This is a genomic window from Streptomyces sp. NPDC022910, assembly GCF_055561075.1.
The window spans coordinates 12,436-38,219 of record NZ_JBVHHL010000005.1 but is presented as its reverse complement, the minus strand read 5'-3'; the positions used below and the strand labels follow the sequence as shown (position 1 = coordinate 38,219).

The 25,784-nt window shown below is 70.9% G+C and carries 27 protein-coding genes; 8 read left to right on the top strand and 19 right to left on the bottom strand.

Features of this window, described 5'->3' with window-relative positions:
* Positions 1 to 20: 20 nt before the first annotated feature.
* Complete coding sequence (locus ACZ3TS_RS06495) at positions 21 to 791, bottom strand: dienelactone hydrolase family protein (RefSeq protein WP_467614180.1); 771 nt, start codon at positions 789 to 791, stop codon at positions 21 to 23.
* Between the two features lie 113 nt (positions 792 to 904).
* Here ACZ3TS_RS06495 and ACZ3TS_RS06490 point away from each other — a divergent pair, with 113 nt between their 5' ends.
* Together ACZ3TS_RS06490 and ACZ3TS_RS06485 are read left to right on the top strand one after the other, a co-directional pair.
* Positions 905 to 2,059, top strand: a complete 1,155-nt coding sequence (locus ACZ3TS_RS06490) for an adenosine deaminase (RefSeq protein WP_467614179.1) — start codon at positions 905 to 907, stop codon at positions 2,057 to 2,059.
* A 130-nt stretch (positions 2,060 to 2,189) separates the two neighbouring features.
* Positions 2,190 to 2,558, top strand: coding sequence for an ATP-binding protein (locus tag ACZ3TS_RS06485; RefSeq protein WP_467614178.1), 369 nt, complete (start codon positions 2,190 to 2,192; stop codon positions 2,556 to 2,558).
* A gap of 89 nt (positions 2,559 to 2,647) precedes the next feature.
* On the opposite strand, the gene ACZ3TS_RS06480 is transcribed toward ACZ3TS_RS06485, so the two are convergent.
* From ACZ3TS_RS06480 to afsQ1, 5 genes are all read right to left on the bottom strand, one after another.
* Positions 2,648 to 2,851 (bottom strand): PspC domain-containing protein, encoded by a 204-nt coding sequence (locus ACZ3TS_RS06480; protein ID WP_467614177.1) that lies wholly within the window; start codon positions 2,849 to 2,851, stop codon positions 2,648 to 2,650.
* Between the two features lie 164 nt (positions 2,852 to 3,015).
* Positions 3,016 to 3,567 (bottom strand): VanZ family protein, encoded by a 552-nt coding sequence (locus ACZ3TS_RS06475; protein WP_467614176.1) that lies wholly within the window; start codon positions 3,565 to 3,567, stop codon positions 3,016 to 3,018.
* Between the two features lie 116 nt (positions 3,568 to 3,683).
* Complete coding sequence (locus ACZ3TS_RS06470; RefSeq protein ID WP_467614175.1) at positions 3,684 to 4,298, bottom strand: hypothetical protein; 615 nt, start codon at positions 4,296 to 4,298, stop codon at positions 3,684 to 3,686.
* On the bottom strand, positions 4,295 to 5,860 hold the full coding sequence (locus tag ACZ3TS_RS06465) for an ATP-binding protein (protein WP_467614173.1): 1,566 nt from the start codon (positions 5,858 to 5,860) through the stop codon (positions 4,295 to 4,297). Before ACZ3TS_RS06465 ends, ACZ3TS_RS06470 begins: the two co-directional genes overlap by 4 nt.
* The gene (afsQ1, locus tag ACZ3TS_RS06460; RefSeq protein ID WP_467614171.1) at positions 5,857 to 6,534 is read right to left on the bottom strand and encodes a two-component system response regulator AfsQ1; all 678 of its coding nucleotides are present in this window, start codon (positions 6,532 to 6,534) and stop codon (positions 5,857 to 5,859) included. Before afsQ1 ends, ACZ3TS_RS06465 begins: the two co-directional genes overlap by 4 nt.
* A 288-nt stretch (positions 6,535 to 6,822) precedes the next feature.
* On the opposite strand from afsQ1, the gene ACZ3TS_RS06455 reads away from it, so the two are divergent.
* Positions 6,823 to 7,560 (top strand): SigE family RNA polymerase sigma factor, encoded by a 738-nt coding sequence (locus tag ACZ3TS_RS06455; RefSeq protein ID WP_467614170.1) that lies wholly within the window; start codon positions 6,823 to 6,825, stop codon positions 7,558 to 7,560.
* A gap of 163 nt (positions 7,561 to 7,723) precedes the next feature.
* On the opposite strand, the gene ACZ3TS_RS06450 is transcribed toward ACZ3TS_RS06455, so the two are convergent.
* The gene (locus tag ACZ3TS_RS06450) at positions 7,724 to 8,353 is read right to left on the bottom strand and encodes a uridine kinase family protein (protein WP_467614168.1); all 630 of its coding nucleotides are present in this window, start codon (positions 8,351 to 8,353) and stop codon (positions 7,724 to 7,726) included.
* 127 nt (positions 8,354 to 8,480) lie between these two features.
* Here ACZ3TS_RS06450 and ACZ3TS_RS06445 point away from each other — a divergent pair, with 127 nt between their 5' ends.
* Positions 8,481 to 8,882: a hypothetical protein gene (locus tag ACZ3TS_RS06445; protein ID WP_467614167.1), complete on the top strand. Its 402-nt coding sequence runs from the start codon at positions 8,481 to 8,483 to the stop codon at positions 8,880 to 8,882.
* A gap of 85 nt (positions 8,883 to 8,967) precedes the next feature.
* Here ACZ3TS_RS06445 and ACZ3TS_RS06440 read toward each other — a convergent pair whose 3' ends face one another.
* Genes ACZ3TS_RS06440 through deoC form a run of 3 tightly spaced genes read right to left on the bottom strand, consistent with a single transcriptional unit; the run spans position 8,968 to position 12,274 of the window.
* Entirely contained in the window at positions 8,968 to 9,888 is a 921-nt protein-coding gene (locus ACZ3TS_RS06440) for an aldehyde dehydrogenase family protein (RefSeq protein ID WP_467614165.1), read from the bottom strand.
* Entirely contained in the window at positions 9,878 to 11,311 is a 1,434-nt protein-coding gene (locus ACZ3TS_RS06435) for an aldehyde dehydrogenase family protein (RefSeq protein WP_467614163.1), read from the bottom strand. The genes ACZ3TS_RS06440 and ACZ3TS_RS06435 overlap by 11 nt, the downstream gene beginning before the upstream one ends.
* A gap of 6 nt (positions 11,312 to 11,317) precedes the next feature.
* Complete coding sequence (gene deoC / locus ACZ3TS_RS06430) at positions 11,318 to 12,274, bottom strand: deoxyribose-phosphate aldolase (protein WP_467614547.1); 957 nt, start codon at positions 12,272 to 12,274, stop codon at positions 11,318 to 11,320.
* Positions 12,275 to 12,421: 147 nt separating this feature from the next.
* Between deoC and ACZ3TS_RS06425 the strand changes: the two genes are divergently transcribed.
* Positions 12,422 to 13,099: a PH domain-containing protein gene (locus ACZ3TS_RS06425; protein WP_467614161.1), complete on the top strand. Its 678-nt coding sequence runs from the start codon at positions 12,422 to 12,424 to the stop codon at positions 13,097 to 13,099.
* A 427-nt stretch (positions 13,100 to 13,526) separates the two neighbouring features.
* On the opposite strand, the gene ACZ3TS_RS06420 is transcribed toward ACZ3TS_RS06425, so the two are convergent.
* The 4 genes from ACZ3TS_RS06420 to ACZ3TS_RS06405 form a co-directional block, all read right to left on the bottom strand.
* The gene (locus ACZ3TS_RS06420; protein ID WP_467614159.1) at positions 13,527 to 15,185 is read right to left on the bottom strand and encodes a phospho-sugar mutase; all 1,659 of its coding nucleotides are present in this window, start codon (positions 15,183 to 15,185) and stop codon (positions 13,527 to 13,529) included.
* 300 nt (positions 15,186 to 15,485) lie between these two features.
* Positions 15,486 to 16,310 carry a purine-nucleoside phosphorylase gene (locus ACZ3TS_RS06415; RefSeq protein WP_467614157.1) on the bottom strand — a complete coding sequence of 275 codons (825 nt, stop codon included), beginning with the start codon at positions 16,308 to 16,310 and terminating at the stop codon, positions 15,486 to 15,488.
* 113 nt (positions 16,311 to 16,423) lie between these two features.
* Positions 16,424 to 16,708 carry a type II toxin-antitoxin system RelE family toxin gene (locus tag ACZ3TS_RS06410; protein ID WP_467614156.1) on the bottom strand — a complete coding sequence of 95 codons (285 nt, stop codon included), beginning with the start codon at positions 16,706 to 16,708 and terminating at the stop codon, positions 16,424 to 16,426.
* 54 nt (positions 16,709 to 16,762) lie between these two features.
* Complete coding sequence (locus ACZ3TS_RS06405) at positions 16,763 to 17,200, bottom strand: gamma-glutamylcyclotransferase family protein (protein ID WP_467614155.1); 438 nt, start codon at positions 17,198 to 17,200, stop codon at positions 16,763 to 16,765.
* Positions 17,201 to 17,296: 96 nt separating this feature from the next.
* Between ACZ3TS_RS06405 and ACZ3TS_RS06400 the strand changes: the two genes are divergently transcribed.
* A complete protein-coding gene (locus tag ACZ3TS_RS06400; protein WP_467614154.1) occupies positions 17,297 to 18,745 on the top strand; it encodes an NAD(P)H-quinone dehydrogenase in 1,449 nt (482 codons plus the stop codon).
* Positions 18,746 to 18,936: 191 nt separating this feature from the next.
* Entirely contained in the window at positions 18,937 to 19,896 is a 960-nt protein-coding gene (locus ACZ3TS_RS06395; RefSeq protein WP_467614153.1) for a DeoR/GlpR family DNA-binding transcription regulator, read from the top strand.
* 428 nt (positions 19,897 to 20,324) lie between these two features.
* Here the strand turns inward: ACZ3TS_RS06395 and ACZ3TS_RS06390 are convergent, their stop codons facing one another.
* Positions 20,325 to 22,097 (bottom strand): acetyl/propionyl/methylcrotonyl-CoA carboxylase subunit alpha, encoded by a 1,773-nt coding sequence (locus ACZ3TS_RS06390; RefSeq protein WP_467614152.1) that lies wholly within the window; start codon positions 22,095 to 22,097, stop codon positions 20,325 to 20,327.
* Between the two features lie 364 nt (positions 22,098 to 22,461).
* On the opposite strand from ACZ3TS_RS06390, the gene ACZ3TS_RS06385 reads away from it, so the two are divergent.
* Entirely contained in the window at positions 22,462 to 22,974 is a 513-nt protein-coding gene (locus tag ACZ3TS_RS06385; protein ID WP_467614151.1) for a hypothetical protein, read from the top strand.
* A gap of 25 nt (positions 22,975 to 22,999) precedes the next feature.
* Here ACZ3TS_RS06385 and ACZ3TS_RS06380 read toward each other — a convergent pair whose 3' ends face one another.
* From ACZ3TS_RS06380 to ACZ3TS_RS06365, 4 genes are all read right to left on the bottom strand, one after another.
* Entirely contained in the window at positions 23,000 to 23,620 is a 621-nt protein-coding gene (locus tag ACZ3TS_RS06380) for a Maf family protein (RefSeq protein WP_467614149.1), read from the bottom strand.
* A gap of 22 nt (positions 23,621 to 23,642) precedes the next feature.
* Positions 23,643 to 23,771, bottom strand: coding sequence for a morphogenic membrane protein MmpB (mmpB, locus tag ACZ3TS_RS06375; RefSeq protein ID WP_467614147.1), 129 nt, complete (start codon positions 23,769 to 23,771; stop codon positions 23,643 to 23,645).
* Positions 23,772 to 23,943: 172 nt separating this feature from the next.
* Positions 23,944 to 24,153, bottom strand: coding sequence for an acyl-CoA carboxylase epsilon subunit (locus tag ACZ3TS_RS06370; protein WP_467614145.1), 210 nt, complete (start codon positions 24,151 to 24,153; stop codon positions 23,944 to 23,946).
* 24 nt (positions 24,154 to 24,177) lie between these two features.
* A complete protein-coding gene (locus ACZ3TS_RS06365) occupies positions 24,178 to 25,761 on the bottom strand; it encodes an acyl-CoA carboxylase subunit beta (protein ID WP_467614143.1) in 1,584 nt (527 codons plus the stop codon).
* Positions 25,762 to 25,784 lie beyond the last annotated feature (23 nt).

The window sequence follows — 25,784 nt, the reverse complement described above, 5'->3', positions numbered from 1 at the left end:
CCGTGCGGGGCGCGGGACGCTCACTTCCGCCACTTCCGCAACGACCGCCCGAAACCCGCCGCCAGCGGCATCCGCAACCCCAGTGGCGGCGGGGCCGCGAGCGCGTCCTGCACCGGGCGGGAGAAAGCCCGTCCGAACAGTGTGCCCATCACGAAGTCCTCGGCGAGCGCGTGTACTTCGGACCGGTACTGGTGTAACGCGTGTCCGTCGGAGTGCACCTCGAAGCGGCAGACCTCACGGTTCGCCTTCTTCGCCCGCGACGCCAGCCGGAAGGACAGCTCCGGGTCCGTGCGCTCGTCGTTCGTGCCGTGCACGATGAGGACCTGCCGCCCGGCGAGCTGCTTCACCGGTTCGGGGGACGCCGCCATGTCCTCCTCGGGCAGGCAAGGGGCCAGTGCCAGAACGGAGTTGACGGCCGTGTGCCCGGCCGAGCGCAGCGCCGCCCGGCCTCCCATGCCCACGCCGGCGAGGCAGACCGGCACGTCTCCGTAGCGCCGTACGACCTCGTCGGCGGCCCAGGTGGCGTCCTGCGCCAGATGTGCCTCGCTGCCGTTCCAGCCCCGGAAGCGGTAGTGCACCACGTGGGTGACCAGGCCTTCGCCGTGGCCCGCCCGCGCCAGTCGGCGGCCGAGGGCGCGCACGGAGCCGGCGGCCATCAGGGGGGACGGTCTTCGCGCGGAGACCTCGTCGCCGTCCGGGAGCAGCAGCACCGCGCCGCTCACCGCCGTCGGCTCCGGGCCGAGTGCCCTCCCCAGCCGGGCCCTGCGAACCGGCGTCGCTTGGTGTGCCATGACAGAACAGTGTCAGAAGCGACGGTGTACGAAACCCGTCCTGCCGGTCACCTTTGGGTATCGACGTTTCGTCGTACGGCGAACTCTACGCGCGTAGGCGTTATGGTGCGGAAATGACCAGCCAGCACCAGAACACCCCGAGCCGGGACCAGGTCCGCCGGGCGCCCAAGGTCCTGCTGCACGATCACCTCGACGGTGGCCTGCGTCCCGGCACCATCGTCGAACTCGCCCGCGACACCGGCTACGCCCATCTCCCCGAGACCGACCCGGACAAGCTGGGCGTCTGGTTCCGCGAGGCCGCCGACTCCGGTTCCCTGGAGCGGTACCTGGAGACCTTCTCCCACACCGTCGGCGTGATGCAGACCCGCGAGGCGCTCGTGCGCGTGGCCGCCGAGTGCGCCGAGGACCTCGCCGAGGACGGGGTGGTCTACGCCGAGGTGCGCTACGCGCCCGAGCAGCACCTGGAGGGCGGGCTCACCCTCGAGCAGGTCGTCGAGGCCGTCAACGAGGGTTTCCGGCAGGGCGAGCGACGGGCCAGGGCGAACGGCCACCGCATCCGGGTCGGCGCCCTGCTGACCGCCATGCGGCACGCGGCCCGCGCCCTGGAGATCGCCGAACTGGCCAACCGCTACCGGGACCTCGGGGTCGTCGGCTTCGACATCGCCGGCGCCGAGGCCGGTTACCCGCCCACCCGGCACCTCGATGCCTTCGAGTACCTCAAGCGCGAGAACAACCACTTCACCATCCACGCCGGCGAGGCCTTCGGGCTGCCGTCCATCTGGCAGGCACTGCAGTGGTGCGGCGCCGACCGGCTCGGGCACGGGGTGCGCATCATCGACGACATCCAGGTCCTCGACGACGGCTCGGTGAAGCTCGGGCGCCTCGCCTCGTACGTACGCGACAAGCGCATCCCGCTCGAGCTCTGCCCCAGCTCGAACCTGCAGACCGGGGCCGCCGACTCGTACGCCGACCACCCCATCGGGCTGCTGCGGCGGCTGCACTTCCGTGCCACCGTGAACACGGACAACCGCCTGATGTCGGGGACGAGCATGAGCCGGGAATTCGACCATCTGATCGAGGCATTCGGTTATACGCTCGATGATCTCCAGTGGTTCTCGGTCAATGCTATGAAGTCAGCATTCATTCCTTTCGATGAACGACTGGCGATGATCAATGACGTCATCAAGCCCGGCTATGCCGAGTTGAAGTCCGAATGGCTGTTCCAGCAGACCGCCTCCACCAGCGGTTCCGTGGCGTCCGAGGGCTGACGGGCTTGTCTTCGAAGCGGCCGGGAGGCGATTTCCCGGCCGCTTTCGTATGTTTGCGGACCCCCCTGGCGCGTGTTTACGGTTTTGGACCGCTCACATCCCCGTCATCGGACCCAAGGACGCGTTCATCATGAAGCAGTCTGCTGCCAAGACCCTCGGTGTCGCCGCTCTCGGTGCCGCCTTCGCCGCCGCGGGCGCGGGTGTCGCGAGCGCCGCCCCGGCCGCCCCGGCCGCCCCGGCCGTGCCGGACGTCGCCGGACTGGACACCGTCACCCAGGCGCTGCCGGTGGGCAACATCAGCGGGGTGGTGCCCGGAACGAGCGAGGCGCTCGGCCAGGGGCAGAACGCGCTCGGCCAAGCGGTGGCCGCCGCCCAGCCGGTCGCCCACAAGGTCGTCGCCGACGGGCCGGCCGCTCCGGTCGCCGGGCTGCTCGGCGGACTGCCGGTCAAGGGACTGCCGACGCACGGCCTGCCGGTGAACGGGATCCCGCTGGGCTGAAGTCTCTCGCCCTTGCGCGCCCCCCTTGCACGCCGATGGGGCGCCCCGAACCGGGGCGCCCCATCGGTGCGTTGGCGTACGCCCTCGTGTCACCAGGCCGCGCCGGCTGTCTTCTCCTCGGAGGGGAACAGGATCCAGAGCGCTATGTAGAGCAGGAACTGGGGGCCGGGGAGCAGACACGACAGCACGAATATCACGCGCATCGTGGTCGCGGAGGTGCCGAAGCGCCGTGCCAGCGCTGCGCACACTCCGCCGATCATCCGTCCGTTGGTGGGGCGGGCAAGGGCGGTCATGGTGGCTCCTTCGCGAACCGTAGCCGTGCATCCGGTCCCGGCGGCTGCCGGGACGTCCGGTCGGCGTCGAAGTCGTCGACGATGTCGGTGTTCCCGACGGTGTGATGTCCTCGGCGCTTTCGACGTTTTCCACGCTACGGGGACGAAGCGGGCGAAGCGTCGCTCTACGGAGCTATTCCGACCCTGGGAATCGTCCGGGTCCGACCCTGAGACGGCTCCTCCCGCGGGAGGGCGGCCCGGCGCCGGCACTCGGCCCGGCGGCGGAGCCGGTACCGCGCAGCGGGCACGACCAGGAGGTGGGCCAGCGCCACCCCGGTCGTGTTGAGCAGGATCGCGTCGATGTCCGCGACCTGACCGGGCACCCCGGTCTGCAGCAGCTCGATGACCAGCGAGATCAGGGTGCCCGCGGCGACCGTACGGGCCAGCGAGGCGAGCGGCGAGACGTCGAGCCTGCCGCCCGCCATGGGCAGCAGCACCCCGAGCGGTGCGAGCAGCGCGAGCCCCTGGCCGATGCGTCGGGCGGCCTCCGGCCAGCCCAGCGCGAGATCGGCTCTGATACCGGCGAGCGGATGGAGATTGGCGGGACTCACCCAGGGCACGTCCAGCGGCCGCAGCGTGATCCAGGCGACGAGCGCGAGGTGTGCGACAAGGAGGACACCCCCTGCCACACGGACGCGGACCGCGGCGCTGCCGCCGATTGAGCCTTGACGCTGCACGCCCCCCTAGACGCGGGGTGCGGCACGATCGGTTCCGCCCCGCCCTGGGGCGAATGACGGGTGCCACACACGTACGCGCGCCGACCGAGGCGCCGGGCGGCCGGTCCGGAGCCGGTTCAGGGCCCGCTGACCTCGCTGGACGGCGGCTCCTCGCTGCCCGGGCGGGTACGCACCTCGGTCGTGCACTCGTAGCGGCGCGGCAGCCGGTCGTCCGAGCCGCCGAGCACGACCGTCCCGTCGTCGGCGGCCGTCGCCTCCGAGGTGGCGAACGTGCAGACGATCTGCGCGAGGGCGTAGGAGGTGAGGTCCTGTACGCGGGTGCTCAGCCGGAACGTGCCCTCCGGGTCCTTGCCGCGCGGCCCACTCACCCTGGTGCCGCCGGTCACGTTCGTCGTGTAGCCGGCCTGCTTCTCCGCGGACGACGGCTTCGCGGCGAGCTCGTCCAGCAGCCCCTGTGCCACCAGCACCCGGCGCTCCGCCTCGGCCGTGCCGTCCGGTATGCGCACGGAACGGTCCACCGGCACCAGTTGCCCGGCGCACAGCAGGAAGACCTGGACGGGTATGCCGCGGGCCGCCTGCGTGGACAGGTCCGCGCCGGACAGTGCGCAGGGCACCCGGGACGGCGCGGGGCCGAAGTCCGTCGGCACCTGGGTCGAGCGGAGGCCACAGCCGGCCAGCAGCGTGGCCAGCAGCGGAACGGCGAGCCAGGAGCGACCGCCACGTATTCTCATCGGGCGTTCCCCTCCGTGCTCTTCCCGTTCCGCTTCTCCTCCTCGATCAGCGGCGACGCGTCGCGCGGCAGGCGCAGCGTGAACACCGCCCCGCCCTTGGGGGAGTTGGCGGCCGTGATCTCGCCGCCGTGGATGTGGGCGTTCTCCAGCGCGATGGACAGCCCGAGACCGCTGCCCTCGGAGCGCGGGCGCGAGGCGCTCGCCTTGTAGAAGCGGTCGAAGACGTGCGGCAGGACCTCCTCGGGGATGCCGGGACCGTGGTCGCGTACCTCGATGACGAGCTCTTCGTCCTCCTCGCGCACCGAGACGCGCACCGGCGAACCGCCGTGCTTGAGCGCGTTGCCGATCAGGTTCGCCAGGATGACGTCGAGGCGGCGCGGATCGAGGCGGGCCATCATGCCGCGCTCGGCATCCAGCTCGACGGCGTCCAGCCAGGCGCGGGCGTCGATGCACGCCGTGATCTGGTCGGCGATGTCCACGTTGTCCAGGACCAGCCGGGCCGTGCCCGCGTCGAAGCGGGTGACCTCCATCAGGTTCTCGACCAGGTCGTTCAGCCGCCGGGTCTCGCTGACCACGAGCCGTACGGCCGGCTCGATCATCGGGTCGAGGCCGCCCGTCTCCGCGTCCAGCTCCTCCTCGAGTACCTCGGTGACGGCCGTGATCGCGGTGAGGGGGGTTCGCAGTTCGTGGGACATGTCGGCGACGAAGCGGCGGGAGGCCTCCTCGCGCGCGCTCATGTCCGCGACCTTCTTCTCCAGGGACTCGGCGGCGCTGTTGAACGTCCGGGACAGCTCGGCCAGTTCGTCGGTGCCGGACACGCGCAGCCGGGTGTCCAGCTTGCCCTCACCGAGGCGCCGGGCCGCGATACCGAGGCGCTGCACCGGCTTCAGCACGGTCGTGGCGGCGGCCTGCGCGAGCAGCGCGGAGCCGATGAGCGCGAGTCCGGTGGCGATGCCGAGCGACCAGGCGAGGGAGTTGAGGTCCTTGGCCTCCGGCTCCAGGGACTTGAGCATGTAGCCGGTCGGGCCGCCGCCGATCACCTTGGCGCCGCCCACCAGGTACGGCTTGCCGCCCTCGACGATCCGCTGCCAGTACAGGTGGTAGGCGTATTTGTTGTTCGAGGACACGTCCTGCTGCTTGTCGACGGCCTTCTGCAGCGACTTCGGCACGTCCTCCAGCGTGAAGGTGTCCAGGTCGGAGTTGCCGACCACGGTCCTGCCCCGGTCGTCCGTCGCGACCAGGAGCACGCTGAAGCGCTGACTGCTGTTCGCCATCTGCCCGGCGGTGTGCTGCAGCTCGTCCTGCGTCGGGTGCACCGGCAGCGAACTCGCCCGGTTCTGCAGCTCCTGCTGGAAGTCGCGCAGCACCGCGTCCTGGGTGCGCGTGAGGACGGCCTCGCGGTTGAGCCAGTACGCGATGCCGGACGCCGACACGGCGGCGGTCAGCGCGACCAGCCCGAAGACCACGACCAGGCGCAGCCTGAGGCTCGTGAAGCGGAGTCGTGACAGTCCGGATCTGCGTGCCGCGGCCCAGCCGCGGAGTCCGCCGTGCGGATCGGTCACTGAGGGGCGTCCAGCCGGTATCCGACCCCACGGACCGTACGGATCAGTGTGGGGGACGAGGGGACGTCCTCGACCTTGGCGCGCAGCCGCTGCACGCACGCGTCGACGAGCCGCGAGTCGCCCAGGTAGTCGTGCTCCCACACGAGCCGCAGCAGTTGCTGCCGGGACAGCGCCTGTCCGGGCCGGCGGCTCAGCTCCAGGAGCAGCCGCAGCTCGGTCGGGGTGAGCTGCAGGTCCTCGCCGTTCTTGGTGACCGTCATCGCCGCCCGGTCGATGACGACGTTGCCGAACGTCGCCGAGTCGCTTGCCTCGCGCTCGCCGCGTCGCAGCACGGCCCGGATCCGGGCGTCGAGCACCCGCCCCTGCACGGGCTTGACGACGTAGTCGTCGGCTCCGGACTCAAGGCCGACCACGACGTCGATGTCGTCGCTGCGCGCGGTCAGCAGGATGATCGGCAGCTGGTCGGTGCGCCGGATGCGACGGCACACCTCGAATCCGTCGATGCCGGGCAGCATCACGTCCAGCACGATCAGGTCCGGCCGCTGTTCGCGCAGCAGTTTGAGACCGTCCTCGCCGGTGGCAGCGGTGGCCACACGGTGTCCCTGGCGCGTCAAAGAGAGCTCCAGGGCCGTTCGGATGGCGTCGTCGTCCTCGATCAGCAACAGGGAAGGCACAGGGGCCATTCTGGCCCATGGCGAGGCCGTCTTTCGACTCCCCTCACACTTCGTTCGGGGGCACCCCGGGCGGTCCCGCTCCTCTCGTCCGTACGAGGCGTCGACTTCGGGTACGCATGCGTAGCCGTACGACTCTTCTCTGTGACCGGGCTGTGGCGCGGTTGCGGACCACCCCTGTGACAGGTCTGTGACAGTCGGCGGACACGGCCATGAAGTGGCCCGGGCAATCTTTTCGGCACAGGCAAGGAAGCGAGCCGAAGTCCGGAAGTCCACGACGGGGGGCGCGAGATGAACACGCTGCACGGCACCAGCACCAGCGCAGTGGTCACGCGGCTCCACGACGTGGCCCGGGGTTCCGAGAAGTCCGGTGGTGGAGGGCGGGGGTGCGCTCGCGGCACCGGGCGTCAGCACACCGCGCCGTACATGGCGGTGGTCGACGCTCGCACGGGGGAGGCTCACGGGGGAGCCGCGTACGGGGAGGCACCGGGGGAGCGTCGTTCGGCGACGGAGGCGGAGTTCACCGCCTACGTCGAGGAGCGCCGCGCCTCCCTGTACGCCACCGCCTACCACCTGACCGGTGACCGCTTCGAGGCCGAGGACCTGCTGCAGAGCGCGCTGTTCTCGACGTACAAGGCGTGGGACCGGATCAGCGACAAGGCCGCTGTGGGGGGCTATCTGCGGCGGACGATGACCAACCTGCACATCAGCGCGTGGCGCCGCCGCAAGCTGAACGAGTACCCGACCGAGGAACTGCCGGAGACCGCCGGCGACACGGACGCGATGCGCGGCACGGAACTGCGCGCCGTCCTGTGGCAGGCGCTCGCCCGGCTGCCGGAACTCCAGCGCACCATGCTGGTCCTGCGCTACTACGAGGGCCGCACGGACCCGGAGATCGCGGAGATCCTCGGCATCAGCGTCGGCACGGTGAAGTCCAGCATCTGGCGGTCGCTCCGCCGGCTGCGCGAGGACGAGGTCCTCAGCTTCGGCCGTGACGAGGAGGAGTCCTTCGGCGAACTCGTCGCCTGAGGACCGGGGGCTCGGGGGAGCCCCGCCCAGGGGGAAGCACGGGGGAGCAGTACCGGGGGATCACGGGGGAACCAACGGGGTCACGGGGGAGCACGGGGGAGCACAAGAGAGCGGGACTGGAGGGCCGGGGGGTCCGTCCAGTCCCGTTTTCGTTGTACCGGGGCTACGCCGCCGTACTCACCGAGGCGCGTCGGCCCGCCGCCGCCAGCCGGCCCAGTGCCTCGTCCCGGTCGCAGGCGTACGCGCCGAGGGCTGTCTGGCGGGCGACGATGGACCGCTCCGCGCGCATCAGCCGCCAGCCGCGGCGCAGCAGGAACGGGACCGACTTGCGACCCTCCTTGAGGTCGCGCACGAAGCGGCGGCGGAACGTGGCGAAGGGGCCGCGGGTCAGGCACAGCGCGTCGGCCAGGACGCCGAGTTCGCCGCAGCGCTCCACGATCTCGGCGGCGAAGACGCCCTCCGCGACGAACACCGGCGTACGGTCGATGTGCAGCGTCTCCTCGCCGGTGCGCGCGCTCAGCGCGATGTCGTACACCGGTACCGTCGTACGGCCCGTGGCGCACAGTTCGGCGATGGCCGTGACCGCGGTGTCGGCGTCCCACGACCGCGGATGGTCCCAGTCGATGTCCGAACTCCCCTCCACCAGCGGAAGCGTGGGGTCGCCGCCCTCCTTGTAGAAGTCGTCGAGCCGCAGCACGGGCAGACCGGAGAGGGCGGCGACAAGGGACTTGCCGGAGCCGGAGGGGCCGCAGAGCAGCACGACGCGGGCGGGGGCCGGGGGATGGAGACTCACGAGACACCAGTCTGACGCATCGCCTGCACCGCGCCGACCCCGTGGGTCGACGTTGGAGCGCACATCACACCTCAACTACCCTACGTGTCGACAGGATTACCTTGCGAAGTGAGAAGGTGGCAGCACCATGGCACGACACGCGTCCCCCAAGACCCCCACCGCTCGGCGGACCTTCGTCGCCCTCGCGACCGCGGGCGCCGCACTGGGGGCGGGCGCGGCCACGGCGTCGGCGGACACGGGCCCGGTCCTCGACGTGATGCGCACCCGGCCCGCGTCGCTCGGTCATGCCGACCCGCAGGCGGCGCTGCCGGCGCTGACGGGGACCGTGGGCTACGTCACCGGTCCGCTCGCGGGGCTCAAGCCCAACCCGCTGGCGGGCACGGGCGTCGACCCGCTCGACAACGGAGTCGGCACGCAGCTCGCCGACTTCAAGCCGTTGTCCACACAGGCACTGACCCGGCCGGTGGCTCAGGCGCAGTCGCTGGGCAGTGTGCCGCTGGTCGGGCAGGTGCTCGGGGCGGTGCACTGAGCGTCCACGCGACGGGCGGCCGGAACGACGGAGAGCCGCGTTTCCCCGGGACGGCGGGGAAGCGCGGCTCTCCGGTTCTCGGGCGTCAGTACGACGAGCCGGACGCGCCCAGCGACCCCGTCGGGTGCCAGACCGTCTTCGTCTCCAGGAAGGCCGTCAGACGCTCGGTACCCGGCTTCCCGAAGTAATCCACAGGCTGTGGACGAAGAACGCGCTTCAGGTTGTCCGCCGCCGAGATCTCCAGTTCCTTCGCCAGAACGTCGTCGGCGCCCGCGAGGTCGATCGCGTTGACGTCCTGGTGGGCGGCCAGCGGGGCAGCGATCTCCGCCGTCCGGCCGGAGAGGACGTTGACGACTCCTCCCGGGAGGTCGGAGGTGGCCAGGACCTCGCCGAGGGAGAGAGCCGGGAGAGGGGACTTCTCGCTCGCGATCACGACCGCCGTGTTGCCGGTCGCGATCACCGGGGCGATCACCGAGACCAGGCCCAGGAAGGACGACTCCTGCGGGGCGAGGACCGCGACCACGCCGGTCGGCTCGGGGGAGGAGAGGTTGAAGAACGGGCCCGCCACCGGGTTGCCGCCGCCGACCACCTGGGCGATCTTGTCGGTCCAGCCCGCGTACCAGACCCAGCGGTCGATCGCCGCGTCGACGACCGCCGCCGCCTTCGCCCTCGACAGGCCCTCGGCGTCGGCGACCTCCCGTACGAACTGCTCCTTGCGGCCCTCCAGCATCTCGGCGACGCGGTAGAGGATCTGGCCGCGGTTGTACGCCGTCGCACCAGACCAGGCGCCGAACGCCTTGCGTGCGGCGACCACGGCGTCACGGGCGTCCTTGCGGGAGGACTGCGGTGCGTTCGCCAGCCAGTTGCCCTTGGAGTCGCTCACCTCGTACACCCGGCCGCTCTCGGAACGCGGGAACTTCCCGCCGACGTACAGCTTGTAGGTCTTGAAGACCGACAGTCGCTCGATCTTTTCCGTCATCGCCGTCTTCTCGGACTTATCGGACATCGAGGTACGCCTCCAGGCCGTGGCGGCCGCCCTCGCGGCCGAAGCCCGACTCCTTGTAGCCGCCGAAAGGCGAGGTCGGGTCGAACTTGTTGAACGTGTTGGACCAGACGACACCGGCGCGCAGCTTGTTCGCGACGGCCAGGATCCGGGAGCCCTTCTCCGTCCAGATGCCGGCGGACAGGCCGTACGGGGTGTTGTTCGCCTTGGCCACGGCCTCTTCGGGCGTGCGGAAGGTCAGCACGGACAGCACCGGGCCGAAGATCTCGTCGCGGGCGATCGTGTGCGCCTGGGTGACGTTCGTGAAGAGCGTCGGGGCGAACCAGTAACCGGACGTCGGGAGTTCGCAGGCCGGCGACCAGCGCTCGGCGCCCTCCGCCTCGCCCTGCTCGGCGAGCGCGGTGATCCGGGCCAGCTGCTCGGCGGAGTTGATCGCGCCGATGTCGGTGTTCTTGTCGAGCGGGTCGCCGAGGCGGAGCGTGGAGAGCCTCCGCTTGAGGGACTCCAGCAGCTCGTCCTGGATCGACTCCTGCACCAGGAGACGGGAGCCCGCGCAGCAGACCTGGCCCTGGTTGAAGAAGATGCCGTTCACGATGCCCTCGACGGCCTGATCGATCGGGGCGTCGTCGAAGACGATGTTGGCGCCCTTGCCGCCCAGTTCGAGGGTGAGCTTCTTCTGCGTGCCCGCGACCGTGCGCGCGATCTCCTTGCCGACCGCCGTGGAGCCCGTGAAGGCGACCTTGTTCACGTCCGGGTGCGCGACCAGCGCGGCGCCCGCCTCGCCGTACCCCGGAAGGATGTTGACGACGCCCTTGGGCAGACCCGCCTGGCGGCAGATGTCCGCGAAGAACAGGGCCGACAGGGGAGTGGTCTCCGCGGGCTTCAGGACGACCGTATTGCCGGTCGCCAGCGCTGGAGCGATCTTCCACGCCAGCATCAGCAATGGGAAGTTCCAGGGGATGACCTGGCCGGCGACGCCCAGCGGCTTCGGGTCCGGGCCGAAGCCGGCGTGCTCGAGCTTGTCGGCCCACCCGGCGTAGTAGAAGAAGTGCGCGGCGACCAGGGGCAGGTCGGCGTCGCGCGTCTCCTTGATCGGCTTGCCGTTGTCCAGCGTCTCCAGGACCGCCAGCTCGCGGCTGCGCTCCTGGATGATGCGGGCGATGCGGAACAGGTACTTGGCGCGTTCGGTGCCCGGCAGCGCGGACCACTTCGCGAAGGCCTTGCGGGCGGCCTTCACCGCGCGGTCGACGTCGGCCTCGCCGGCCTGGGCGACCTCCGAGAGGACCTCCTCGGTGGACGGGCTGATCGTCTTGAAGACCCTGCCGTCGGCCGCCTCCGTGAACTCGCCGTCGATGAACAGCCCGTAGGAGGGCGCGATGTCGACGATCGCGCGGGACTCGGGCGCGGGTGCGTATTCGAAAGCCATGGGGGATCAGTCCACCGTCACGTAGTCGGGACCGGAGTAGCGGCCGCTGGCCAGCTTCTGGCGCTGCATCAGCAAGTCGTTCAGAAGCGAGGAGGCGCCGAAGCGGAACCAGTGGTTGTCCAGCCAGTCCTCGCCGGCGGTCTCGTTGACCAGGACCAGGAACTTGACGGCGTCCTTGGAGGTGCGGATGCCGCCGGCCGGCTTCACGCCGACCTGGACACCGGTCTGCGCGCGGAAGTCGCGGACCGCCTCCAGCATGAGGAGGGTGTTCGCGGGCGTGGCGTTCACCGCCACCTTGCCGGTCGAGGTCTTGATGAAGTCGGCCCCGGCCAGCATGCCGAGCCAGCTCGCCCGCCGGATGTTGTCGTACGTCGACAGCTCACCGGTCTCGAAGATGACCTTCAGCCGGGCGCCCGCCCCGCAGGCCTCCTTCACGGCGACGATCTCGTCGTACACCTTCATGTACCTGCCCGCGAGGAACGCCCCGCGGTCGATGACCATGTCGATCTCGTCCGCGCCCGCCGCCACGGCCTCGCGCACGTCGGCGAGCTTCACCTCGAGCGCGGCACGGCCCGCCGGGAAGGCGGTGGCGACGGAGGCGACCTTCACTCCGGAGCCCGCGACGGCTTCCTTCGCGACGGCCACCATGTCGGGGTAGACGCAGACGGCCGCGGCCCGGGGGGTCGTACGGTCCGTCGGGTCGGGGTGGACCGCCTTGGCGCCGAGCGCCCGGACCTTGCCCGGGGTGTCCGCGCCTTCCAGCGTCGTCAGGTCGACCATCGAGATGGCAAGGTCGATGGCGTACGCCTTCGCGGTGGTCTTGATGGAACGGGTGCCGAGCGAGGCGGCGCGCGCCTCCAGGCCGACCGCGTCGACGCCATGCAGCCCGTGGAGGAAGCGGCGCAGCGTACTGTCGGACGCGGTGACGTCCGTAAGAGCGTGTGCTGGTGCAGAGGTGGGCATGGTCACCAGCCGAGCATATCTACGCGCGTAGCGGCTGTACAGCCCGGGGAGGTTCCGGATGCGGGCCGGATATGGGCACGCACCATGCGGGCTCCTGTTGTGCACCGGCTACGCGGCCTGAGGCGCCCGTCGTGCAGAATCGGGTTCATGACGACCCCGGATCACCAGCCGCCCGCGCCGGACCACTCGGGACCCGAGTCCCGGGACCGGATCTACCGGTCGCCCGCCGGCATCGCGGCCGGCGTGCTGCTGCTCGCCATCGTGCTCTGGCTCGGCATCGACGCGCTGGTCTCCGGGCACGGCCGCACACCCTGGCTGGCGCTCGCCGCACTGATTCTGGTCATCCCGCTCGTCACCGCCTTCACCCTGCGCCCGGCCGTGTACGCGAACGCGGAGCGGCTGCGCATCCGCAACCCCTTCCGGGTGATCGTGCTCCCGTGGGGCTCGGTCGCCACGCTCCGCTCCGGCTACTCGAACGAGGTCGTCGCCGCGTCCGGCACCAGCTACCAACTGTGGGCGATTCCGGTTTCGCTGCGGGCACGCAAGAGGGCGGCCCGGCAGACGGCGAAGCAGGGCGCCGGGGACCGCCGGGGCGGTGCGCTCGGCCGGCTGGTGGGCGGTGCGCCCGGCGGACGCGCCTCGGCTCCGGCCGTGGCTCCCCGGGCCCAGACGGACCAGATCATGGACGACCTGCGCGAACTTGCCGAGGCACACGAGAAGTCCGAGCGCGCCCAGGGGGAACCGACCGTCCGCTGGGCGTACGAGGTGATGGGCCCGGCGGCGGCCGGCGCGGTGCTGCTGGCGATCCTGCTGGCTGTCGGCTGATTCCGTAGGGGCGCTGGACGGCTGGTCCGTCGGGCTTGTCCGGGTGCCGGGCAGAGGCCCAGACTCTGCCCGGTTGCCTCCTGTCCGGGCGTGTCGGGGGCTTCCGCCGCCCCGCATTGCCCACGCGCCCAAGAGAGCCCGGCTTCTGGGCCCGGGGGCTGACCACCGTGCGGTCGCGTGCCTGACCACCGTGCGGTCGCCTGCCCCATGGGAGCGCTTCCGCCCCAGATGGCAACGTTGTCCAACAAGTGCAGCGAGCGTTTTCTCTTTGCCTTTCCCAGGGGTTACCTAGGGACCACTTTGGTGTGAAGCGTGTGCGGCAGACACTTTCCCCAGCTCGGGGAGCGCTGGCCGCATCAGGACGGTGGCGCCGCCGCGGTACGCCGACCGACAGCGCAAGGGCCCGCTTCCCCTCCGGGCAGGCGGTTCAGATCCCCGCGGCCGCCGCAAGGTCCTGCTTGATGCCGCCGAGCAGTTCCGCGGCCTTGGCCCGCGCGGCGTCGAGCTTCTCACGGGAGCCGACCGGCACGACGACCTCGAGGTAGCACTTGAGCTTGGGCTCGGTGCCGCTCGGCCGGACGATGACCCGCGCGCCGTCCAGCGTGTAGCGCAGACCGTCGGTGGGCGGGAGCTTGTCCGTGCCCTTGGTGAGGTCCTCGGACCCGGTGATCGGCAGGCCCGCCAGCTGCGTGGGGGGCTGCTCACGCAGGCGTCGCATCGCGTTCGCGATGACCGAGAGGTCCTCGACACGGACCGAGAGCTGGTCCGTGGCGTGCAGACCGTGTTCGACGGCGAGGTCGTCGAGGAGGTCCAGGAGTGTGCGGCCCTGTTCCTTCAGCTCGGAGGCGAGCTCGGTCACCAGCAGTGCGGCAGTGATGCCGTCCTTGTCCCGTACGCCGTCGGGGTCGACGCAGTAACCGAGCGCCTCCTCGTAGCCGTAGCGCAGCCCTTCGACGCGGGCGATCCACTTGAAGCCGGTGAGGGTCTCCTCGAACGGGAGCCCGGCCTTCTCGGCGATGCGGCCCAGCAGCGAGGAGGAGACGATCGACTCGGCGAAGGTGCCGGTGGCTTTGCGGCGGACCAGGTGCGTGCCGAGGAGCGCGCCCACCTCGTCGCCCCGGAGCATGCGCCAGTCCTCGCCGTCCTTGACGGCCACGGCACAGCGGTCGGCGTCGGGGTCGTTGGCGATGACGAGGTCGGGGTCCGTCTCGCGGGCCTTCGCGAAGGCGAGGTCCATGGCGCCCGGCTCTTCCGGGTTGGGGAAGGCGACGGTCGGGAAGTCCGGGTCGGGTTCGGCCTGTTCGGCGACGAGGGCCGGGGCGGGGAAGCCGGCGCGGGCGAATGCGGCGAGGAGGACGTCCTTGCCGACGCCGTGCATCGCCGTGTAGACGGTGCGGGCGGTCCGGGGGGAGCCTTCGGCGACGACCGCGTCCGTGCGGGCGAGATAGGCGTCGAGGACGCCGTCGTCGAGCGTGTCCCAGCCGTTGTCCGGGCGGGGGACCGCGGTGAGGCTGGTGATCGCGTCGATCTCGGCCGAGATCTCGGCGTCGGCGGGCGGCACGATCTGGGAGCCTCCCCCGGACCCCGTCCGGGGGTACCCCCAGCCGAGGTAGACCTTGTAGCCGTTGTCACGGGGAGGGTTGTGGCTGGCGGTGACCTCCACACCGGCGACCGCCCCGAGGTGCCTGATGGCGAACGCGAGCACCGGGGTGGGCAGGGGACGGGGGAGGAGGGCCGCGCGCAGGCCCGCGCCGGTCATCACGGCCGCGGTGTCCCGGGCGAAGTCGGCGGACTTGTGGCGGGCGTCGTAGCCGATGACCACGAGACCGTCGGCCCGGTTCTTGGACTTGAGGTACGCGGCGAGGCCGGCGGCGGCACGGATGACCACGGCGCGGTTCATGCGCATGGGTCCCGCGCCGAGTTCGCCGCGCAGACCGGCGGTGCCGAACTGGAGGGTGCCGCTGAAGCGCGCGGCGAGCTCTGCGTGGTCCTCGGCGTCGATGAGCTTGGCGAGTTCCTCACGGGTCTCCGCGTCGGGGTCCTCGGCCAGCCACGCCTTGGCCCGTGCGATGAGTTCGTCGTGCACGTCGGGTCAACCTCTCGTTGTGTGTTTGTGCGGGGCTCGCGTCACCTGTGGCGGGTCGGGAGGCCGGATCGGTAGGGATCCGTCCGCGACCCCGCTCCGAGCCGTCCGGTGCGGAGGGTGCCGGTGGCCGCGTGCGGCCGCTGCCCGCGACACCCCGTTGTCCCGTCCAGTGCAGCACCGGTCGGCGCGGTCGGCACCCTTCGCCATCCGGCCGGACTTGACACTCCCGGGCCCGGGCCGGGGCGCGACCGGTCCGCCGAGGGTCCGGGGCGCGGTGCCGGCCACCCGGCAGGCCGCGTCCTACAGCCGGTTCAGTACCTGGGCCAGCAGAGCACCCATGCGCGCGGCGCTGTCCCGGCCCGCCTGGAGGACCTCCTCGTGGTTCAGCGGCTCGCCCGTCATGCCCGCGGCCAGGTTCGTGACCAGGGAGATGCCCAGGACCTCGGCCCCCGCCTCCCGCGCGGCGATCGCCTCGAGAACCGTGGACATGCCCACCAGGTCCGCGCCGATGACGCGGGCCATGCGGATCTCCGCCGGGGTCTCGTAGTGCGGGCCGGTGAACTGTGCGTAGACGCCCTCCTCGAGGGAGGGGTCGATCTCCTTGCACAGGGTGCGCAGGCGCGGGGAGTACAGGTCCGTCAGGTCGACGAAGTTGGCGCCGACGATCGGGGAGGTCGCGGTCAGATTGATGTGGTCGCTGATCAGGACCGGCTGACCCGGACGCATGCTCTCGCGCAGGCCGCCGCAGCCGTTGGTCAGCACGACGGTCTTCGCGCCGGCGGCGACGGCCGTGCGGACACCGTGCGCGACGGCGGCGACGCCGCGGCCCTCGTAGTAGTGCGTACGGCCCAGGAACACCAGGGCGCGCTTTTCGCCGATCCGGTACGAGCGGATCTTGCCGCCGTGGCCCTCGACGGCCGGCGGCGGGAACCCGGGCAGCTCGGTGACGTGGAACTCGGCGTCGGCCTCGCCGAGGGCGTCGACGGCCGGAGCCCAGCCGGAGCCCATCACGAGGGCGACATCATGGGTCTCGGCACCCGTCAGCTCACGCAGCCGAGAGGCGGCGGCGTCGGCGGCGGCGTAGGGGTCGCCGTGGATGTCGTCCGGAAGAAGAGATGCGTTCACGCGCATGAGGGTAGCCGGTCCCGGCCTACGCGCGTAGATGACGGAGGCCACGGCAATGCGATCGTTGTCTTGTCGTTTTCGACGAGAGTGGTGCCCCTGGGGCCGGCCGGGGGTCAGCCCTCGTCCGGGATGAGGATGTCCTTGTCGTTGAAGACCTCGACGATGAAGATCAGCAGTCGGCCCCGGCTGACCGTGTACTCCACCAGGATGTTGCGGGTGACTCGGATCGTGCGGTCGTCCCCCGTGGAGCTTATGGGGCGGGACACCGGAAGAAAGGGGTCCCGGGCCAGAAGGGAGATGCCCTTGTCGAAGGCCGTGCGCTGCTCGTCGTCGAGCCGGTCACGGGCTGCGGCGGCCTGCTCGGTGTAATACACGTCGTACGTGCCGATGGGGGCCATGGCGCGCCCTCCCATTCGTGCGTCGGTCAGCCCGATTTTAGGGGCCGAGCCCCTCTAGCAAGGCCGCTTGCGCAGCTCCATCACATAATCGTGCGGCGCCCCGGCCGACTCGGCGGCGTCCGCGATCTCGCCCAGGTAGCGGGCCGACGGGAGGCCGCCCTCGTAGCTGTTGAGGACGTAGGTCCAGGCCGGCTCCTCGCCGTCCAGTGTGTGGACGCGGACGCGCAGCCGGCGGTAGACGTCGAGCCCCACGCTCTCCCAGCGGTCCATGGAGTCCTCGTCCATCGGGGCGATGTCGTACAGCGCGACGAAAACCTGCGAGAACGGGTCCTCGACGATCGTCGCGAGGGCGCCCTCCCACCCCATGTGCTCGCCGCCGAAGGTCAGCCGCCAGCCGTTGAGCCAGCCGGTCGCGCGCAGCGGCGAATGCGGTGCGCGGCGGGTCATCAGCCGCGCGTCGAGGTTGCCGGCGTACGCGGCGTAGAGCGACATGGATCGAGGGTACGTCAGCACTCCGTCCGCCTCTCGTGTAACAGAAGCACCACCGCTCGGCCCCCGGGGGAAGCGCCACCTTGAGCGTGCGGGACAATGGGGTACGTGACTCGGATCGTGATCATCGGTGGCGGACCCGGCGGATATGAAGCGGCGCTGGTGGCCGCGCAGCTCGGCGCGGAGGTGACCGTCGTCGACTGCGACGGTCTGGGTGGTGCGTCGGTGCTCACCGACTGCGTGCCGTCGAAGACGCTCATCGCGACGGCCGAGGTGATGACCACCTTCGATTCCTCGTACGAAGAGCTCGGCATCATCGTCGCCGACGACACCCCTCCCCTGGAGCGGTCCGCCCGCGTCGTGGGTGTCGATCTCGGGAAGGTCAACCGACGGGTGAAGCGGCTCGCGCTCGCCCAGTCGCACGACATCACCGCGTCGGTCACGCGCGCCGGCGCCCGGGTCGTGCGCGGACGCGGCCGGCTGGAGGGCATGCAGGCCCTGGACGGGTCGCGCAAGGTCGTCGTGCGGGCCGCGGACGGCACCGAGGAGACCCTCACCGCCGACGCCGTGCTCATCGCCACCGGCGGTCACCCGCGCGAGCTGCCCGACGCCCAGCCCGACGGCGAGCGGATCCTCAACTGGACCCAGGTCTACGACCTCGACGAGCTGCCCGAGGAGCTCATCGTCGTCGGGTCCGGTGTCACCGGTGCCGAGTTCGCCGGCGCCTACCAGGCCCTCGGGTCCAAGGTCACCCTCGTCTCCTCGCGCGATCGGGTGCTGCCCGGCGAGGACCCGGACGCCGCCGCCGTCCTCGAGGACGTCTTCCGCCGCCGTGGCATGAACGTCATGGCCCGCTCGCGCGCGCAGTCCGCCAAGCGCGTCGGCGACCGGGTCGAGGTCACCCTCGCCGACGGGCGCGTGATCACCGGTTCGCACTGCCTCATGGCCGTCGGCGCCATCCCCAACACCAGTGGGATGGGCCTCGAGGAGGCCGGGGTCAAGCTCCGCGAGTCCGGGCACGTCTGGACCGACAAGGTCTCCCGGACGACGGCTCCGGGCGTGTACGCCGCCGGTGACGTGACCGGTGTCTTCGCGCTCGCGTCCGTCGCCGCCATGCAGGGACGCATCGCCATGTACCACTTCCTCGGCGACGCGGTGGCCCCTCTCAACCTGAAGACCGTCTCCTCGAACGTCTTCACGGACCCGGAGATCGCCACCGTCGGCTACACCCAGGCCGACGTCGACGCCGGCAAGATCGACGCCCGGGTCGTCAAGCTGCCGCTGCTGCGCAACCCGCGCGCCAAGATGCAAGGCATCCGGGACGGCTTCGTCAAGATCTTCTGCCGCCCCGGCACCGAGATCGTCGTCGGCGGTGTGGTCGTCGCGCCGCGCGCTTCCGAACTGATCCATCCCGTCTCGATCGCGGTCGACAACAATCTGACGGTCGAGCAGATCGCGAACGCGTTCACCGTGTACCCCTCGCTGTCGGGCTCGATCGCCGAGGTTGCACGGCAGTTGCACACCCGGAAGGCCGGCGCCGAGGTCTGACGGCCCGCAACGGGCGGTCGCCGGGCTCGCGGCCGCTCACGGGGCCGGTCACGGGGAGTGGTCGACGATGCGTACGGCATAGGCGGCGGGCGTAGGCGCCTTTACCACTTTCCGCGCTGCCGTGCGAACAACTTCTGTTATTCGGCGCAAACTGCTGAAAGCAGACGGTCGTTGGGGTTACTGTCAGTTTCGTGTTCGCTGCAGAACGTCGCCAATTGATCCTCGAAATGGTGCGAGCGAACGGGGCCGTGTCGCTCCGTGAGCTCGCCCGCGTCGTCCAGACCTCCGAAGTGACCGTACGGCGGGACGTGCGCGCACTTGAGGCAGAAGGACTCCTCGACCGCCGGCACGGCGGTGCGGTATTGCCGGGCGGGTTCACGCGGGAGTCCGGCTTTCCGCAAAAATCACATCTCGCGACCGCCGAGAAGACGGCCATCGCCGACCTCGCCGCGGGTCTCGTCGAAGAGGGCGAGGCCATCGTGGTCGGGGCGGGGACCACCACGCAGGAGCTGGCGCGCCGGCTCGCGCGGGTCCCCGGGCTGACCGTCGTCACCAACTCCCTGCTGGTGGCGCAGGCGCTGGCCCACGCAAATCGCGTCGAGGTCGTGATGACCGGCGGCACTCTGCGCGGCTCCAACTACGCCCTCGTCGGCAGCGGCGCGGAACAGTCGCTCCAGGGACTCCGTGTCTCCAGGGCCTTCCTGTCCGGGAGTGGGCTCACCGCCGAGCGAGGGCTGTCCACGTCCAACATGCTGTCGGCGTCCGTCGACCGCGCGCTGGTGCAGGCGGCCGGGGAGGTCGTCGTCCTCGCCGATCACACCAAGCTCGGCACGGACACGATGTTCCAGACCGTGCCGACGGACGTGATCACCCGGCTGGTGACCGACGAGCCGCCCGCGCACGACGACCGTGCGGCCACCGAGCTGCAGGCCCTGGCCGATCAGGGCGTGCAGATCGCGGTCGCCGGGTCGGGCGGCGGCGCGGCGGGAGGCGATGCGGTCCCGGCGGGGCGCCAGCCGCGCCGGGACGTGCCCCTCCCCGGCCCGCGCCGCAGCCAGGTGTCCGGTGGCCCGCAGTTGCGCACCGCGACGGTCCTCGGGGAGCCTGCCACGGGAGAACGCGCCCGCGTCGCGGATCTGCGGCGCCGGTAGCGACCGGCGGCCTCGGGCCCGCCACGCGTGGCGTCGGTGCGATGCCCGGGGGCGCGTCGGCCTGTGGCCTCAGTCGGCCGCCGGGTGTGCCTCGGGTCCGCCGCGAGCGCCGGGGGCGACGCCGTCGCGAGGCGTCCGGTCCGCCGAGGGGCCGCTCGGGCTTCGACCCGCGGGCAGCCGCCGTGTCGGCCTTCGGCCCGCCGTCGATCGCGCACACGCCTTGGGCGCGTCCTTGTTGATGAGCGCCGTATGCCTGGGCGCGCCGCCGCTGGTCACCGCGCCGCTCGTTGCGGCCACCGACTCCGCCCCGCCCGCACACCGGCCCGCATGGCGTACGTGCCGCGGACACGGCGCACAGCAGCGCGAACGACAAGGCGCCCCGCGGACCGGAACGACCGGCCCGTGGGGCGCCTCGGTGCAAGCGTGTGTCAGTCCTTGATCTCGCAGATCGCGGCGCCGGACGTGATGGACGCGCCGACCTCCGCGTTCAGGCCCTTGATGGTGCCCGCCTTGTGCGCGTTCAAGGGCTGTTCCATCTTCATGGCCTCGAGGACGACGACCAGGTCGCCTTCCTTGACCTCCTGCCCCTCCTCGACCGCGACCTTTACGATCGTGCCCTGCATCGGAGAGGCGAGGGTGTCGCCGGAGGCCACCGGACCGGACTTCTTGGCCGCGCGGCGCTTGGGCTTGGCGCCCGCCGCGAGGCCCGTGCGGGCGAGGGACATGCCCAGGGAGGCGGGCAGGGAGACCTCCAGGCGCTTGCCGCCCACCTCGACCACGACCGTCTCGCGGCCCGGCTCCTCCTCGGCCTCCGCCTCGGCGAGCGCCGCGAACGGCTTGATCTCGTTGACGAACTCGGTCTCGATCCAGCGGGTGTGGACGGTGAACGGGTCCTTCGAGCCGGTGAGTTCGGGGGCGAACGCCGGGTCCCTGACCACCGCACGGTGGAACGGGATCGCCGTGGCCATCCCCTCCACCTGGAACTCGTCCAGGGCGCGGGCGGCCCGCTCCAGGGCTTCCTTACGGGTGCGGCCCGTCACGATCAGCTTGGCCAGCAGCGAGTCCCACGCCGGGCCGATGACGCTGCCCGACTCCACACCGGCGTCCAGGCGGACGCCCGGGCCGGACGGCGGGTCGAACCGTGTGACGGTGCCCGGCGCCGGCAGGAAGTTGCGGCCCGGGTCCTCACCGTTGATACGGAACTCGAAGGAGTGGCCGCGCAGTTCGGGGTCGCCGTAGCCCAGTTCCTCGCCGTCGGCGATGCGGAACATCTCGCGGACCAGGTCGACGCCGGCGACCTCCTCGGTGACCGGGTGCTCGACCTGGAGACGGGTGTTGACCTCCAGGAAGGAGATCGTGCCGTCGTTGCCGACCAGGAACTCCACCGTGCCCGCGCCCACGTACCCGGCCTCCTTGAGGATGGCCTTCGAGGCGGAGTACAGCTGCGCGACCTGCTCGTCGGAGAGGAAGGGCGCCGGGGCCTCCTCGACGAGTTTCTGGTGGCGACGCTGCAGGGAGCAGTCACGGGTGGAGACCACGACCACGTTGCCGTGGCTGTCGGCCAGGCACTGCGTCTCCACGTGCCGGGGCTTGTCCAGATAGCGCTCGACGAAGCATTCGCCGCGGCCGAAGGCGGCGACCGCCTCGCGCACCGCGGACTCGTACAGCTCGGGGACCTCTTCAAGAGTGCGGGCGACCTTCAGGCCGCGCCCGCCGCCGCCGAAGGCCGCCTTGATGGCGATGGGCAGGCCGTGCTCCTCGGCGAAGGCGACGACCTCGTCGGCCCCGGACACCGGGTCGGGCGTACCGGCGACCAGCGGGGCGCCCGCGCGCTGCGCGATGTGGCGGGCCGCGACCTTGTCACCCAGATCGCGGATGGCCTGCGGCGGCGGGCCGATCCAGGTCAGCCCGGCGTCCAGGACGGCCTGGGCGAAGTGGGCGTTCTCGGAGAGGAAGCCGTAGCCGGGGTGGATGGCATCCGCGCCGGAGTCCTTGGCGGCCTGCAGGACCTTGTCGATGTCCAGGTAGCTGGTGGCCGGTGTGTCGCCGCCCAGGGCGAAAGCCTCGTCCGCCGCGCGGACGTGCAGGGCGTCCCGGTCCGGGTCGGCGTACACGGCCACGCTCGCGATCCCGGCGTCACGGCAGGCCCGGGCGACACGGACAGCGATTTCGCCACGGTTGGCGATCAACACCTTGCGCACGATGGCTCCCTCTCCTTGAAACAAGCCGAGTTTAGGGACTGCCGACACGACGTTTCGACCCGTCCCCAGTGGTGAGCTTGCCCACACGGAGCGTGAAACCAGGCTCACTCAACCTACGAAATCCCTTGTCGCACCGCCGCACATGGGAATCCACCGGAAAACCCTAGCCCTCCGATGTGGTCAAGGTCTCTATGAAGTAGTCCTGCCGCAGGTCGTGTTTCTTTGTGGAGTCCCTACTAATGGCCCAACGAATCTTTGCCCCTGCCAGACCTCTTGTCCCGTCGTTTACCCGTTAGTAGCGTTCGCGATGTCTCGAACGTACTGGGAGTAACACGGAAACGCGCACGAAGGTGGGTGGGGGCCGGTGGTCCGTAGACCGGTGGCATGGCTCGTTGCGATCGTCCTCTTCGTGGAGGCGATCGGTATCGCGTTGCTGAACTGGTTCCTGGGAGTGGTCGTCGACCGGCAGAACATGTCCCTGGCCGGCCTCGACCCCGACGCGATGTCGCTGTCGTCGAAGGCGGGCGGCGTCGTGTTCGGGCTCTACTTCGCGCTGTGCGGCCTCGCCGCACTGCTGGTCGCCGTGCGCGACCGCTCCCCGTCCGGCATCTGGCGCATTCTCCTGATCAGCGCGGCCGTGGTGCACGGTCTGCTCGGCGCCCTCACGGTCGGCCTGGTGGGCTGGGGCGCGTTCGCGTTCATGATGGCGGTGTTGGGACTCATACTGCTCACCCTCGTGACGTACGACCTTCCGCCGGGCCCGGTCGACACGCCGTCCGCGGGCGGCGGCCCCGGGCAGGACGAGGGGACGGCTCTGAAGGCTGTGGAGCAGGGCGAGACCCCCGAGAACGGCGGCCCCGCACCGGTCACCCCCTGAGCGCCGCGCCCGTGCCGGCCGGTGCTCACGTCTGCGGCGGCGCCCACAATTCCGTGATGCCGACGCCCAGTTCGGCCAGCAACCGGCGCACCAGCGGCAGCGAGATACCGATCACATTGCCGTGGTCGCCGTCGATGCCGTCGATGAAGGGCGCCGAGCGGCCGTCGAGGGTGAACGCCCCGGCGACGTAGAGCGGTTCGCCGGAGGCGACGTACGCGGCGATCTCCTCGTCCGTGGGCTCGCCGAAGCGGACCACGGTGGACGCGGTGGCGGACGCGTACCGGCCGCTGATCGTGTCGTAGACGCAGTGGCCGGTCTGCAGCGTGCCCGCCCGGCCGCGCATCGCCTTCCAGCGGGCTGTGGCCTCCTCCGCGTCCGCCGGCTTGCCGAGGGCCTCGCCGTCCAGGTCGAGCACCGAGTCGCAGCCGATGACCAGCGCGCCCTTGATCTCGGGCTTGGCCGCCACGACGGAGGCTTTCGCCTCGGCCAGCGCGAGCGCGAGTTCGGCGGGGGTGGGGGCGGTGACGGCGTCCTCGTCGACCCCGCTGACCACGACCTCGGGATCGAGTCCGGCCTGCTGGAGCAGTCCGAGCCGGGCGGGGGACTGGGATGCGAGTACGAGACGGCGACGCGGCTGATCGGTCATGGGCTCAGCGTATCGGCGCACCTCACCCGGTGCCGATGACGATCATCGCGATCACCATGGCCAGTGCCATGAGGACCCCCAGCCGCCGCAACATCTTCTGCGTGTCGCGGAGTTCCTCCGGCGGCTCGTTCTCGGGGTCGGACCACAGCATGCCTTCGATCGTGCGACGGTGGCCGGCACCGGCGCCTGAGTACGCGTACTCAACTTGGCCGGGCGGCTGCACGGCTCCCCGAGCCTCCACGCCGGTCGGCCCGTCGGGTCCGACCGGCGCGGCACGCCCCCTGGGTCCTGTCGTCGAACTCTCGCCTGCCGGGCGACAGGACCTAGCCGGGCCAGTACGTACGAGGCCAGGACGCCGGCCCCGGCTGGGGCAGGCGGTGGGTGGCGATGCGGGCCGGGTCGGCCCAGGAGTCGCGGGCCCGCGCCGCGCCGGACGGCTCGGCGGCCGCCGCCGCGGCGCGGGCCCGTACCACCGCCAGTGCGGCGGCCAGCTCCTCCGGGGTCGGATTGCCCCGTACGACCTTGATCGTCATGTCCGCTCCCAAGCGTCCGCGGGTTTACAGGGGAATGTTGCCGTGCTTCTTCGGGGGCAGGGATTCCCGCTTCGTGCGCAGCTGCCGCAGACCGCGTACGACGTGGCGGCGGGTGTCGGACGGCATGATCACCGCGTCGATGTAGCCGCGCTCGGCCGCGATGTAGGGGTTGAGGAGAGTGTCCTCGTACTCCTGGATCAGCCGGGCGCGGGTCGCCTCCGGGTCGTCGGCCTCGCCGATCGTGCGGCGGTGCAGGATGTTGACCGCGCCCTGCGCGCCCATGACAGCGATCTGGGCGGTGGGCCAGGCCAGGTTCAGGTCCGCGCCCAGGTGCTTGGAGCCCATGACGTCGTAGGCGCCGCCGAAGGCCTTGCGGGTGATGATCGTGATGAGGGGAACGGTGGCCTCGGCGTACGCGTAGATCAGCTTGGCGCCGCGGCGGATGATACCGGTGTGCTCCTGGTCGACGCCGGGCAGGAACCCGGGCACGTCGACGAAGGTGATCACGGGCACGTTGAAGGCGTCGCAGGTGCGCACGAAGCGGGCGGCCTTCTCGCTCGCGTCGATGTCCAGGCAGCCCGCGAACTGCATCGGCTGGTTGGCGACGATGCCCACCGGGTGGCCCTCGACCCGGCCGAAGCCGGTGAGGATGTTCGGCGCGAACAGCGGCTGCGTCTCGAAGAACTCGGCGTCGTCCAGGATGTGTTCGATCACCGTGTGCATGTCGTACGGCTGGTTCGCGCTGTCCGGGACGAGTACGTCCAGCTCGTGGTCCTCGTCGGTGACCGTCAGGTCCGCCTCCTCCGGGAAGACCGGGGGCTCGGACAGGTTGTTGGACGGCAGGTACGACAGCAGCTGCTTGACGTAGTCGATGGCGTCCTTCTCGTCCCCGGCCATGTGGTGGGCCACGCCCGAGGCGGTGTTGTGGGTGCGGGCACCGCCCAGCTCCTCGAAACCGACGTCCTCGCCGGTGACCGTCTTGATGACGTCCGGGCCGGTGATGAACATGTGCGAGGTCTGGTCGACCATCACCGTGAAGTCGGTGATCGCCGGGGAGTACACCGCGCCCCCCGCGCACGGGCCGACGACCAGGCTGATCTGCGGGATCACACCGGAGGCGTGGGTGTTGCGGCGGAAGATCTCGCCGTAAGCGCCCAGCGACGCGACGCCCTCCTGGATGCGGGCGCCGCCGGAGTCGTTGATGCCGATGACCGGACAGCCGGTCTTCAGGGCGAAGTCCATCACCTTGACGATCTTCTGGCCGTAGACCTCGCCCAGGGCTCCGCCGAAGACGGTGAAGTCCTGGGAGAACACGGCGACCGGGCGGCCGTCGACGGTGCCGTAACCGGTCACCACGCCGTCCCCGTAGGGGCGGTTCTTCTCCAGGCCGAAGTTGGTCGAGCGGTGCCTGGCGAACTCGTCCAGCTCCACGAACGAGCCCTCGTCCATCAGCAGCTCGATCCGCTCACGGGCCGTCAACTTGCCCTTGGCGTGCTGCTTCTCCACGGCACGCTCCGAGCCGGCGTGCGTCGCCTCCTGGACGCGGCGCTGGAGGTCAGCGAGCTTGCCCGCGGTGGTGTGAATGTCGATCTCTTCCGGCTCGGACATCGGGATGCGGCTCCCTGCCTGCT